This window comes from Winogradskyella sp. MIT101101 (assembly GCF_047126865.1).
In the GTDB taxonomy this organism is placed as follows: Bacteria; Bacteroidota; Bacteroidia; order Flavobacteriales; family Flavobacteriaceae; genus Winogradskyella; species Winogradskyella ouciana.
In genome coordinates, this window is the sequence record NZ_CP138982.1 from 1,879,615 (window position 1) to 1,893,053 (window position 13,439).

Below are 13,439 nucleotides of genomic sequence, written 5' to 3' on the forward strand. Positions count from 1 at the left end.
CGTGGCAATCTCTCTGTAATGAGAACTAAAATTAAACTAATTGCCACGGCTGACAAAAAAGTCAGCCTCGCAATGACACTTCTAAACAAACTAAAACTTGTCGTCCGGAAGACAAGAATTCTAAACATAAACCGCTAAAATGTTTAACTTAAAAACAAGTAATTATGAACAATTTAAAAATGATTTTAGCGATCGGATTCGTATTCAATCTAGCAGTACTAACTGCTCAACAAGAAGAAGCTTATGTAGCTGCAGAAAGTGGTTTATCCCTTAGAGATCAACCAGATGTTAGTGGTAAAATGCTAACAAAATTAGCCTATGGCGAAGCCATTGGCGTATTAGAAGAAACTGATAAAAATTTGGTGGTACTCGATGGAGGAGAGAAAATTAGCGGAAAATGGGTTAAGGTAGAAACCAGAAACCATATTGGTTATGTGTTCAACGGTTATTTATCACCAAATAAAATTGCCAGAACCATACGATTAAATCTCGGTGACGTAAAGGTTGAAATCAAAAACCTTGCAACCAGTGATTACAAAAGAACCCATGATTTAAAAGATGAAGATAAGGCAACTATCAATGTTGATGTAAGTGATTCACCAGAAGGGAAGCATGTTGTTTTAGTTGATAACGATTATAAGCAAGTCAGTTTATTTCAGCGTTATGAAAACAGTTTTTCTTTTATGAGTGCTGATGCTAATTGTAGCAGTAACGAATGGAAACAATTTGATACCGAATGGAAGCCTCTAAAACAATTAAAGTCTAACACTTTTGAAACCTCAACTTATACAGAAAAGGACTGGATTGATTTTATAGAAACTGCCACTAAGGACTTAAAAGATGATGTCGTTGATAAATGTGGTGAAGATTGGTTGGCTTATGTAAAGACCATAGAAAATGTAAAAGATTTCCCTGTGAGCGTTTCTACAAACCGTGTTTTTATTAAATTTATCTTGACGGATTTTGAAGATAATATCACAGAGAAAATAATAGAATTTGAGATACCTAAAGGTTCTAAGTAAAATAATTGTCACCTTGAGCGCAGTCGAAAGGTTTTGAAACTTATTAACTTCAAATAGGTTTCGACTGCGCTCAACCTGACAAAAAATATTAATTTAAGAGACTCCCGTTTTCATGGGAAATAAAATATGAAAAACTTCAAACCATACTACGCCGTAATTTTCACCTCAACACAAACAGAAGACACTAAAGGCTACACAAAAATGGCTGAAAAAATGGAAGCCTTGGCTAAACAACAAAAAGGTTATTTAGGAATAGAATCTGCTAAAAATGAAGTTGGAATAACGGTTAGCTATTGGGAGAGTCTAAAAGCCATAAAAAATTGGAAAGCCAATACTGAGCATTTGCTCGCACAACAAAAAGGGCGCGAACAATGGTACAATTGGTATAATGTGAGAATCTGTAAAGTGGAACGTGAGTATGAATTCCTGCGAAAGCAGGAATCTTAAAATTAATTGGCATAAAGCTAAATAGCAAATAGAGACACTTCGACTGTGCGCAGTGTGACAATAAGCTTTTATCTTTTCAAAGTAAAATGTCCTTTAATTACTTGTCCATCTAAAACGATGCGATACCAATAATCTGAGGTTGGAAGCTCATTACCTATAAAAGTGCCATCCCAATTTATATCCGTGTTGTAAGCCGAGTACAATAATTTTCCATAGCGATTAAAAATATATACTTCAGTAGAAGAGAAAAATTGAGTAATATTTAAAGAAAAGAAATCATTAACACCATCATCATTAGGTGTCATAAACTTCTGAATATAAAAATGAAAATGCTCTTGGGTTACCACAACATCACATTCATTAGACCTAACATAGATTGTATATAATCCACTTGGTTGATTGTTAAACACATTACTAAACTGGTAATCTACACCATCGAGTGAATATTCAAAATTCCCTGTATTAGCCAAGTTGACTATTATGGAACTTCCCTGAGTGACTATACTATCAATAATCGGATTTTCAATTTCCGTGACTGTAAACGTTATGATTTCTGTTAGACAACCATCAGTTACCTCAACTTCATAAATACCTTCAGCGTCAACGGTTATGGATTGGGACATTTCACCAGAAGCCCACTGATATTGTGGGTCTGAAATATCTGAAGTAGCGATAAGCATTACGTCATTATCTTCGCAAAGCGTTACAAATTCATCTCTAATTTCTAACGGCTGCGTACCTTTAATTTCCCACTCGCAAGTTTCTTCATTAAACGACGTGGTCTGCCAACATTCTAGATCGGTTGGTTCTTCGGGTTGTGTACCAGAAACTACCCAGCTGCATGAGTTATCATCAAAAGTAGCATCTTCCCAACACTCTAAATTAGACGGTGCCTCTGGTTGCGTACCAGTAATTTCCCAAGAGCAAGTTGAATCATTAAATATCGCTGTTTCCCAACATTCCGTTGTTGGTTGCATTGGTTGTGTACCTGAAACCTCCCATGCGCATGATGTATTGTTGAAAGATGAAGTTTCCCAGCATTCTAATCCGGTTGGTTCGGCAGGTTGCGTACCTGTAACTTCCCATGAACAGGTTGTATTATTAAACGTCGCTGTTTCCCAACATTCTAAAGATGGTTGTGTAGGTTGTGTGCCTGAAACCTCCCAAGAACAGCTCGTATTGTTAAATGTTGCTGTCTCCCAACATTCTGTTGTAGGTTGTGAGGGTTGCGTGCCTGCAACTTCCCAAGCACAAGTAACATCATTAAACATTGCTGTCTCCCAGCACTCCAAATCAGATGGTTCAGCTGGTTGTGTTCCTGTTACTGTCCAACTACACGAGGCATCATCAAATGTAGCGGTTTCCCAACATTCTGTAGTTGGAGGTGGTGGAGCTTGATTTACGGTAATTTGATACACATCAGAAAGGGTTATACAATCCGAGTTATTCAAATTTGCCTGATATTCAGCAACTTTAGCTCTATAATACGTAGTGGTAGCAATCCCAACTACCGTAATAGAAGCATTAGTTTCACCAGCTATATCTGTCCATGTGTTACCATCAGTACTTACTTGCCATTGGTAAAAATGTGAACTGAAAACCGCATTATCAGGTACTGCAGTTATCGTATCTGAAAATGGCTGTGTGCTACAAGTTGTAATATTATCGCTATTACTACTATCTTCTACCGAAATGGTATCACCGCAACTTTTAAACACTATATCATCAATGGCTACATCATTACCGCAACCACCTGAACTATTGTTTATCATTTTCAAAATAACAGAAGTCTGACCAGGTATAGTTTGAAACACTAGAGCGTATTGATCCCAGGTGGGTGTCAGAGTACCATTTATGTTTCCTGTATTGCCAGAAGCCAATAGATTGGTATCCGTACTATCCCAAATTTCAAACCTTACATTAACAGGTATTGCACCAGGACCACAGAACCCGTTTGCAGGAGTTAAATTCAATAGCCATGACGAAAATTCATAAGTCGTATTTTCGCACAAACCAGTTATTTCTGTTCTGTAAAATTCACCAGCGCTAAAACTGGAATTTACAATCAACATTCTTCCATTAGAATCGTTTGGTGTATGGTCATCAGTATCAAACCAATCAAAATAATTAGTGTTGCTTGTTACGGTATAAAGACCATCGTCTGGTGGTTGCCCATTCGCATACGTGTAAGTTGTAGTGCCAGGTGGTAGTGACGTATCTTGTAAACCCGTACCAAAATCTTCCACAAAAATAGGATCACCAGAGTTGCCTTGGCAGAAACCCAATTGCGCCTGCATCTCTTTTGAAACAAAAGAAAAGCATAAAATTATAAGTAATTTAAGATCTAAGCGAGGGTTTTGCACGTTTAAATATATAGATAAGTTAGTGTAATAGTTTTAACTTTTCGACGAAAAGACCATAAAACCTACTTTTGTATAGTCCATGTATAGGTTAATCAGATATATTAAGCGAAATAGAATAAAATCTTTAGTGATTTTTGTGCTTCTCGTTGCGTATTATTTCTGTTTACCAAATCAATTATTTAAAGATCCTACAGCAACTGTAATTACAAGTCAATCAGATGAATTATTAGGAGCATTAATCGCCGAAGATGGACAGTGGAGATTCCCAGAGAGTGATAGTATTCCTGGCAAATTCAAAACTTGTATTCTTCAGTTTGAAGATGAATATTTTTACAAGCATCCTGGTTTCAATCCGGTTTCCATTTTTAAAGCATTAAAAGACAATTGGAGTTCTGGTTCAGTAAAACGTGGTGGAAGTACCATTACACAACAAGTGATTCGCCTATCACGTAAAGGGCAATCGCGAACCTATCTTGAAAAAATTAAAGAGATCATTCTGTCCACACGATTGGAATTCAGATTATCAAAAGATGAAATCCTAAACCTGTATGCGAGCCATGCTCCGTTTGGTGGCAATGTGGTTGGTATTGATGCTGCGTCATGGAGATATTTTAATCGTAGTGCTCATAATTTATCTTGGGCCGAAAGTGCCACGCTTGCTGTATTACCCAACGCACCAAGCTTAATTTATCCCGGAAAAAACCAAAAGCGATTATTGGATAAGCGCAATCGCTTATTGAAAAAACTCTATGAAAACGGAACAATTGATGAATTGACTTATGAACTGTCCATTGCTGAAGGTTTACCACAAAAACCCTATCCGCTACCACAAATTGCACCGCACTTGCTTCAAAAAGTGGCTAAAACCCATAAAGGTAAACGGATTAAAACAACCGTAAAATCATCGCTACAAGAGCAGGCGAATTTTATTGTAAAGCAACACTACAATCAGTTAAAGCAAAACGAAATTTATAATATTTCAGTATTAGTATTAGATGTTAATACCAGAGAAGTCTTGACTTATATTGGTAATTCACCCACGGACAGAGCGCATCAAAGAAGTGTGGATATTATTGATAAACCCAGAAGTACTGGAAGTATTTTAAAACCCTTTCTTTACGCCTCCATGCTTGATGCTGGCGATTTACTGCCAAACACTTTAGTGGCTGATGTACCAACACAGTTTGGGAGCTACCAACCTGAAAATTTCAATCAGTCTTATGATGGTGCTGTCCATGCCAACAAAGCCTTATCGCGCTCATTAAATGTGCCAGCTGTACGGATGCTGCAAGGTTTTGGATTGGATCGGTTTTATCATTATTTGAAGCAACTTCAACTAAAAGATATAAAATATAATGCCAATCATTATGGACTATCTCTAGTTCTTGGAGGTGCAGAAAGCAACCTTTGGGATTTGTGCAAGAGTTATGCTGCAATGGCTTCAACTTTAAATCATTTTAATGATAATTCGAGTCAATATTTTACAAAGGAATTTATTCAACCTGTTTATAATTCTGAATCAAAAATTAACTTCGGAAAACTAACTACTGAGAAAACCGTTTTTGATGCAGCTTCCATTTACCTCACGTTTGAAAGTATGAAGCAAGTCAACCGACCAGAAAGCGACGAGAGTTGGGAATTCTACGATTCGTCCCAAGAGATCGCATGGAAAACAGGAACCAGTTTCGGGTTTAGGGATGCTTGGGCAATCGGGACCACTAAAGATTACGTGGTTGGTGTTTGGGTTGGCAATGCTGACGGTGAAGGAAGACCAGGTTTGGTTGGTGTGCAAACAGCGGCACCTATTTTATTTGATGTGTTTGATGTACTACCAAAAAGTGATTGGTTTGCAAAACCTTATGACGAAATGTTAGAAGTCAGCATCTGTAAAAAGAGTGGTTATAGAGCGTCTTCAATTTGCGATGATACGGAATTGAAACACATTCAAAAAAGTGGCCAAAAAACTGAACCGTGTCCGTTTCATCAGTTAGTACATTTAGATACTTCGGAAAGATTTCAAGTTAACTCCTCTTGCGAAGCTGTTTCAAGAATTAACAACAAATCATGGTTTGTATTACCTCCTTTGCAAGCGTATTATTTTCAGAATAAAAATCCGTTTTACAAACCGCTTCCTCCTTATAGAAATGACTGTATTGAATCTTCGGGAATTTCAATGGAATTTATTTATCCCAATCAACAAAGCACTATTTTCCTTCCAAAGGATTTTGACGGCGACACCAATGACTTGGTGCTGAAAGTTGCACATTCTAAACCCGAGTTAGAACTGTATTGGTATGTAGATAGTAAATTCATCGGAACCACAAAGGATATTCACGATATGGCTGTTTTACCATCGGAAGGAGAGCATATCATTACCGTTGTGGATGAAATGGGAAATGAGTTGAGGCATAAAATTACTATTTCAGAATAATCGCATTCATCTTCAAATCCTTATTTTTGTCCTCATAAATCAACTATCAATTATGGAGACTTTACAATTTTTACATTCGGGTTGGGCTTATTTAGTTCTACTCGTATTAATACTTGCAACCTTAAATGCCTTGGTTAAATTTTTTGGTGACAAGGAATTCGACGCGAAGGATTTTAGAATTTCATTGTTTACCCTAATTACAATGCATATTCAACTGTTGTTAGGATTAATTTTATGGTTTACTAAAGGTTATTTTGATGAAATGACGGTTGGAGAAGTGATGAAAAGCGAGGCGGTTAGAAAATTAGCGATTGAACATCCCGTAACCATGCTCATAGCGGTTGCATTGGTAACCATTGGGTATTCTAAACATAAGAAAAAACTTGTTTCTAAACCAAAATTTAAGGTGTTGGCTATTTTTTATACAATAGCTTTAGCATTGGTATTATATATGATACCTTGGAATCTTTGGTTCAACTAATAAAAAAAGGCGCAAAATAAGTTTGCGCCTTTTTAATATGTAATCTTTGTAATTAATCTTCCTCTTGGTCTTCGTTTTCTTCCACTTCCTTTATGAGATAGACATAAACAGGGAAGTGATCACTAAAGCCACCCGTAAAACCACCATCGGCAAAACTTCTTAAGGGATAGCCCTTATAACGTCCACGCTTATTGAACATATACGCTGGGTTATAAATACCTGCTTTCCAGAATCTGAAAGACGAATAGTCATCTTCAAGTAAAGGCTGTGAAATTATGATTTGGTCAAATAAACTTAAAGCATCTCTATAAGCCGTAGTTCCCCAACCTTTTTCGGTAAACATTTTTTCATAAGGATTATAGAGCCCTTTTAATGGCACATCCTTCTTTTCTTTCTTAGCTTTTAAAACTTCTTTTACACTCTCGTTTGTTGGATCATCGTTTAAATCACCCATCGTAAAAATCTTAGCATATGGATCAACAGACTGTAAGGAATCTATTAAACGTTTGTTCAACCTAGCCGCAGCAACTCTTTTAAATCGACTGCGAGCTTCACCTCCACTTCGAGATGGCCAGTGACTAACAAGAATATGAATTAAATCTCCATCAAGCTCACCTTTTACCAATAACTGATCTCTAGTATACACGCGTTTTCTTGTTGCATCATCGTAAATCAATAATTCATGAGAACTAGAATCGACTGGTTTAAACAGTGCCTTTTGATATAATAAAGCAACATCAATACTTCTTGCATCTGGACCATCGTAATGAATAATGCCGTAATCTTTTCCTAAAAGTAAGGGATCATTAACTAGGTCTTCTAGAACTTTTCTGTTCTCAACTTCACAAACTCCAATTACTGCAGGTGCGTTATTGGCTTTATCAGCACCAATATTGGCAATTACGCGTGCCATGTTCTTTATCTTTTGTTTATAGACTTCAGAACGATTAGCTTTCATTTCCATTATCGGACTTCTTTCGTCAAATTTTAATGGGTCATTGATAGTATCAAATAGATTTTCTAAATTGTAAAATGCTACAGTATGGATTTTAAAACGTTTTTCCTTTTGGGCAGAAACGCTTGTAAAACTTACAATAGCAGTTAAAATTAGAAGGGACTTTAAAAATTTCATCTTGGTTATATTATGTAATCGTTATATCATAAGCAAATTGCTTGCCAAAAGTATGTAATTATTATAAATAACGTACATTTGCAACCCTTAAATAACCATTTTTTAACCTATTAACAATCAATTTTAATATTAAGCATGAAAAAAAGTTTTTTAATTTTTCTGTTCGGAATTGTCTTTTCATTAGCGGGTTTTGCTCAGCAAACTATTGTTAAGGGAAGTGTTTTGGACGGAACGACAGGAGAACCAATTCCTGATGTAACAATTACTATTGAAGAAACCGGACAAACCCAAAACACGGACGGGAAAGGTGAATTTAGTTTTACCCAAAACGTTCCTCTTGGAGAACAAGTCTTAAAGGTGGAAAAAGTAGGCTATGTTACAAAACGTTACCCAATCATTGTTAACGAAGGACAAACTGTTGACATTAGCGGGATGACATTAGACTATGATCAAAGTGATAAGGATGACCTTTTCATTATTTCAATTTCGGATGACAATTTGAATAGTGAAGATGATGGCCTTACGGACAACATTTCTGGTTTATTACAAGCCTCAAGGGATGTATTTCTTAATGCAGCAGCATTTGACTTTAGTGCCACATTCTTTAGGCCTAGAGGTTTAGACAATGCCAATGGTAAGGTTCTTATCAATGGTGTAGAAATGAACAAACAATTTAACGGAAGACCACAATGGGCAAATTGGGGAGGTTTAAATGACGTACAGCGTAACCGTGTGTTTACTATGGGTATGTCGCCTAACGATTACACCTTTGGTGACTTAGCAGGTACAAACAATATTATAATGCGTGCTTCTAAATATAGAAGAGGCGGACGCATTTCGTATGCATCAGCTAACCGTAGTTATACTGGCAGAGTCATGGCGAGTTATAGTTCTGGCCTTTTAGAAGGAGGTTGGTCGTATTCTGTTTTAGGTTCTCGACGTTATGGAGAAGAAGGTTTTAGAGATGGTACACTTTACGATGCCAACTCACTTTTTGTTGCAGTTGAAAAGCAATTGAATGAAAACCATAGTTTAAACTTTACTGGTATTTATGCTCAGAATAGACGTGGTCGTTCTACAGCTATAACACAAGAAGTATTTGAATTGAAAGGACGTGAGTACAACCCTTTTTGGGGAGAGCTTAATGGTGAACAGCGTAATGCTAGAATGCGAGAAACCAATGAACCTATTTTAATGCTTAATCATTACTGGCAGATTTCAGATAAAGTTCGCTTGAATAATAACGTGGCTTATCAGTTTGGAGAAATTGCCAACAGTAGAATTGATAATGGTGGAACAAGACTGGTAGAATTTAACGGTGAAACCGCTTATATTGGTGGAGCTAGAAACCCAACGCCAGAATATTACCAAAATTTACCTAGCTTCTTTTTACAAGATGATAATCCTACGGCTTATGATTATCAACAAGCCTATTTAGCACAGCAAGCTTTTATTAATGATGGTCAGTTGGATTGGTACAGAATGTACGAAGCCAATGCAGCACTTAGAGCTGATGGTGGCAACTCACTATACGCTATCCAATCTGATGTGGTAAAAGATCAACAGCTAACTTTCAATTCTATTTTAGATGCGGAGTTAACCGACAATATTAAATTAAACGCAGCGGTAAGTTATAGAAACTTAAAAAGTGAAAACTTTGCTCGTATGGAAGATCTTCTTGGAGGAACTGGCTATTTGGATGTAGACTTCTTTGCAGAGGAAGATGACAACTCAACAATCAGTGATGAGGTAGCAGCAAATCTTGCTCAAAGTGATGTTAGAAACCCTAACAGAATTGTTACTGAAGGTGATCGTTATAAATATAATTATGAGATGCATGCTGATGTTATTTCTGCATTTGCCCAAGCACAATTTAAGTATAACAAAGTAGATTTTTATGCTGGACTAAATGTTTCTCAAACAACTTATCAAAGAGTTGGTCTATATGAAAGTGGTTTCTTTCGAGGTGGAGGTAATGATGGTTCGTTTGGAGAAAGCGATAAGTTAGACTTTTCTAATTATGGTATTAAAGGTGGATTTACCTATAAAGTTACGGGTAAACATTTAATTGATGTTAATGCTAGTTACTTTACTAAGGCACCAAGCATTAGAAATTCTTTTGGTAATGCAAGACAATCCAATGCAAAAGTGATTGGCTTAGAAAGTGAAAAAATACAATCTGTAGATGTTAGTTATATATTTAGATCACCAATAGTAAAGGCTAGAGTTACTGGTTTTTATTCAGGGTTTAAAGATGGGTCAGACATCGGTTTTTATTTCACAGAAGATTTGGCTGGTTTAGGTGTAGATACAGGAGATGCTTTTGTACAGGAAATTATGACCAACATAGAAAGAAGACATGTTGGTGTAGAATTGGGTATAGAAGCACAAGTAACACCAACTATTAAATTAAAAGGTGCTGCTTCTATTGGACAGTTTACTTTTCAGAACGATCCTAATTTATATTTAACAAGTGTAGATTTCTTAAACAGAAGTGATATTGATCCTCAAGTTACCTTTGGTGATGGTACAACACAGTTAGATGGCTATCATGTTTCTGGTGGACCTGAACGTGCATTTCAAATAGGGTTTGAATATAGAGATCCAGATTTTTGGAATGTTGGTGTAACAAGTAACTTCTTTTCTAATGCGTATTTAGATGTAAGTAACTTGGCAAGATCAGCTAACTTTACCTCGGATTTTGATGGAAACACATTTAACGATTATGATCCTGACCTTGCTAAAGAGCTACTAAAGCAAGAGCAGTTTGATGATTATATGTTAGTTAACATCATTGGTGGTAAATCTTGGAAAATAAATGATTACTTTGTAGGGTTCTTTGCAACAATAAATAATGTATTTGACCAAGAGTATAAAACCGGTGGTTTTGAGCAATCGCGTTTAGCAAACTTTAGACGTGTCAGTGAAGATAAATCAAGAGATAACGGTCCTATATTTGGTCCTAGATATTTCTTTGGTAATGGTACTACATATTACTTTAACGTTTATGTAAGATTTTAATAAAAGCTATGTTAGAACAAAATAAAATACAAAAAATGAAAACTTTAAAAATTAACAAAATAATACTATTACTTATAGGCTTAGTAGTATTTAATGGCTGTGTTGAGGATGACGAATTTAGCACACCAGACACAACAATAAACGAACCTAATATTCCTGATAGTACTAAAGTACAGATTAGTGCATTAGCTGGTGAATTAGCTCAAGCGCAAGGAAACAGTTCTTTAGACTATTCTGATGAAGACACCACATATTCTTATACATTTAATGAAAATGATTTGTTTATGGAAGGTTATGTTGTTTCAACAGATGAAGGTGGAAATTTCTTTGAGGAGATTATCATTCAAGATAATTTTGAAAACCCAACCATTGGTATCAAATTATTAATTGATGTAAATCCGTTATTTGTTCGTTATGAGCAAGGTAGAAAGATTTATGTTAAATTAAATGGTCTTGCTGTCGGTATTACAAATGGTGTTTTAACTCTTGGGGCGCTAAATGGAAATGAGGTTGATAAAGTGCCATCTGCATCAGAAAATGATGTTATTTTTAGATCGGCAGAGAAGATGGACTTAGTCCCGCTTCCTTTAGCTTTTATAGATTTTAGCGACGATAAAACAAATTTATTTATTCAGCTACAAGATGTGCAATTCAACAGAAATCAGGCTACTGGAGATAACCCACAATCTTTTGCATCAGAAGAATCAGATCAATTTGATGGTGAGCGAACTTTAGAAAGTTGTGCAACTTCTGCGTCTGTAATTTTTAGTACAAGTACCTTCGCAGATTTTAAAGGACTTACATTACCTTCCGGAAGAGGAAGTATGAGTGCTATTTTAACTAAGGATTTCTTTGGTGAAGTATTTAACGTTGTCGTAAACACTCCAGAAGATATCAACTTTGATAGCACAGACCGTTGCGACCCAGACTTTTTAGAATGTACAGGCGCTTCTGGTGGAGGTTCTGCAATTTTCGCGGAAGACTTTGAAGGTTTCGGAACCTATGATTCTGAAGGATGGGATAATATCAATATCAGTGGTACTGATACGGATTGGTTTATCAGTAGTTTTAGTGGTAACTTCTATTCTCGTATTTCTGCATTTAACTCAGATAATGACGAAGCTGATGTATGGTTGGTTACTCCTGCTATTAACATGGATGCTACTACAGGTGAAGAATTATCTTTTGATATACAAGCTAACTTTGATAACGGCACTAACTTAACAGCCTGGGTGTCTACAGATTATGCAGGTGACCCAACAACAGCAACATGGTCTATCTTAGACGCAACAATTCCTGTTGGTCCGGCAAGTACCTTTGGTAACTTTGAAACTGTTGGCCCTATCAATATTTCTTGTGTAGATGGTAACGCAGTTATCGGATTCTTCTATGAAGGTTCTGATCCTAGTGCGACGACAAGATATCATTTAGATAATGTTGTTGTTACTGGCAACTAAAATTAAATAATTTTATATTGAGCCACATCTTAAGAGTTTAAGGTGTGGCTTTTTATTTATAGATAAGCTTATGTTAGATCACTACTATATTTCCGTGTTTAACTACTACAAAAAGACCTTAGGCAAACGGAGTCTTACGTTGGCATTATTGTATATTAATTTGCTAGAGCTTTCTATTTTATTCGCTTTAGCTGCTTTTTTTAAGGCCTTTGCCAGTCAGATGAGGGTCTTAACTATCGCTTCAACTAAATTCTGGATACTACTGGGTATCGTTTCCTTATTTATAATCTTTAAGAACTGGATGCGGTATAATGGAAAAAAAAGGAATGTTCTCAATGCTAAATTAAAAGCGAAGTCAATTTCTATATTCCTGCTATGGTTTCTTCCTATAGGATGTTTACTAATTGCTTTTGTTTTACTGCAGGTACAATAAAAAAACGCTACCCAACTGGATAGCGTTTCTAAATTATATTTCTATTATAATCTTATTCTGATTTCTTCTCTTCAGAGCAACATGCTTTTTTACAATCTTTCATGCAAACAGCTTTATCTTTTTTTGCATCACCTGTACAACATTCCATTTTACAGTCCGCTTTACACGTTTTCTCTTTTCCAAAATCATCTACTAATTTTAAATCTTTCACCTTGTAAATTTCAGCAACGCCAGTCACTGCATCTTCAAGGGATTTTGGTGTCACTTTGGCCTCATCAAACTCAACCATAGCCAAACGCTTATCAAAATCTACTTTTGCAGATTTTACTCCCTCCATTTTTGCCATCTTTTTCTCAATGGTCTTTGCGCAACCCATAGCGCAGGTCATACCATCGATACTAAATTCTACTTTGGCATAAGTAGCATTAGGGTCTAGGGTTTTGGAAACATCTTTATTGGTAACTTCTACATCTACAGTCTTAACTTCTGGTTGAGTCTCATTTTTACATGATGTAAAAACCAAAGTCATAACTGCGATGATACATATACTCTTTAATGTGTTCATAGATTTAAACTATTAAATTTTGGCTAAAACTAATAAATATTGGTGTTTCTTACATAAGAATTAACGAATTTTGTGATTCTTTTACAA

The 13,439-nt window shown here is 36.0% G+C and carries 9 protein-coding genes; 6 read left to right on the forward strand and 3 right to left on the reverse strand.

What is annotated here, in order from left to right; all coding sequences use genetic code 11:
* Positions 1–164 precede the first annotated feature (164 nt).
* On the forward strand, positions 165–1,022 hold the full coding sequence (locus SIB89_RS08540) for an SH3 domain-containing protein (RefSeq protein ID WP_412559458.1): 858 nt from the start codon (positions 165–167) through the stop codon (positions 1,020–1,022).
* A 126-nt stretch (positions 1,023–1,148) separates the two neighbouring features.
* Positions 1,149–1,469, forward strand: a complete 321-nt coding sequence (locus SIB89_RS08545; protein WP_412559459.1) for an antibiotic biosynthesis monooxygenase family protein — start codon at positions 1,149–1,151, stop codon at positions 1,467–1,469.
* A 68-nt stretch (positions 1,470–1,537) separates the two neighbouring features.
* On the opposite strand, the gene SIB89_RS08550 is transcribed toward SIB89_RS08545, so the two are convergent.
* Complete coding sequence (locus SIB89_RS08550; RefSeq protein WP_412559460.1) at positions 1,538–3,832, reverse strand: T9SS type B sorting domain-containing protein; 2,295 nt, start codon at positions 3,830–3,832, stop codon at positions 1,538–1,540.
* 79 nt (positions 3,833–3,911) lie between these two features.
* Here SIB89_RS08550 and pbpC point away from each other — a divergent pair, with 79 nt between their 5' ends.
* Positions 3,912–6,263 carry a penicillin-binding protein 1C gene (pbpC, locus tag SIB89_RS08555; RefSeq protein WP_412559461.1) on the forward strand — a complete coding sequence of 784 codons (2,352 nt, stop codon included), beginning with the start codon at positions 3,912–3,914 and terminating at the stop codon, positions 6,261–6,263.
* Between the two features lie 49 nt (positions 6,264–6,312).
* Positions 6,313–6,744 carry a hypothetical protein gene (locus SIB89_RS08560; protein WP_412561895.1) on the forward strand — a complete coding sequence of 144 codons (432 nt, stop codon included), beginning with the start codon at positions 6,313–6,315 and terminating at the stop codon, positions 6,742–6,744.
* Positions 6,745–6,796: 52 nt separating this feature from the next.
* Here the strand turns inward: SIB89_RS08560 and SIB89_RS08565 are convergent, their stop codons facing one another.
* The gene (locus SIB89_RS08565) at positions 6,797–7,876 is read right to left on the reverse strand and encodes an endonuclease/exonuclease/phosphatase family protein (RefSeq protein WP_155088977.1); all 1,080 of its coding nucleotides are present in this window, start codon (positions 7,874–7,876) and stop codon (positions 6,797–6,799) included.
* 135 nt (positions 7,877–8,011) lie between these two features.
* Between SIB89_RS08565 and SIB89_RS08570 the strand changes: the two genes are divergently transcribed.
* On the forward strand, positions 8,012–10,897 hold the full coding sequence (locus tag SIB89_RS08570) for a carboxypeptidase regulatory-like domain-containing protein (protein WP_412559462.1): 2,886 nt from the start codon (positions 8,012–8,014) through the stop codon (positions 10,895–10,897).
* Between the two features lie 35 nt (positions 10,898–10,932).
* Positions 10,933–12,354, forward strand: a complete 1,422-nt coding sequence (locus SIB89_RS08575) for a DUF5689 domain-containing protein (RefSeq protein WP_412559463.1) — start codon at positions 10,933–10,935, stop codon at positions 12,352–12,354.
* A gap of 485 nt (positions 12,355–12,839) precedes the next feature.
* Here SIB89_RS08575 and SIB89_RS08580 read toward each other — a convergent pair whose 3' ends face one another.
* Positions 12,840–13,352: a cation transporter gene (locus tag SIB89_RS08580; RefSeq protein WP_412559464.1), complete on the reverse strand. Its 513-nt coding sequence runs from the start codon at positions 13,350–13,352 to the stop codon at positions 12,840–12,842.
* Positions 13,353–13,439: the final 87 nt, after the last annotated feature.

Coding starts and splice junctions, on each gene's coding strand:
- SIB89_RS08540 (WP_412559458.1), top strand. CDS start 165: ATGAACAATTTAAAAATGATTTTAGCGATCGGATTCGTATTCAATCTA.
- SIB89_RS08545 (WP_412559459.1), top strand. CDS start 1,149: ATGAAAAACTTCAAACCATACTACGCCGTAATTTTCACCTCAACACAA.
- pbpC (WP_412559461.1), top strand. CDS start 3,912: ATGTATAGGTTAATCAGATATATTAAGCGAAATAGAATAAAATCTTTA.
- SIB89_RS08565 (WP_155088977.1), bottom strand. CDS start 7,876: ATGAAATTTTTAAAGTCCCTTCTAATTTTAACTGCTATTGTAAGTTTT.
- SIB89_RS08570 (WP_412559462.1), top strand. CDS start 8,012: ATGAAAAAAAGTTTTTTAATTTTTCTGTTCGGAATTGTCTTTTCATTA.
- SIB89_RS08575 (WP_412559463.1), top strand. CDS start 10,933: ATGAAAACTTTAAAAATTAACAAAATAATACTATTACTTATAGGCTTA.
- SIB89_RS08580 (WP_412559464.1), bottom strand. CDS start 13,352: ATGAACACATTAAAGAGTATATGTATCATCGCAGTTATGACTTTGGTT.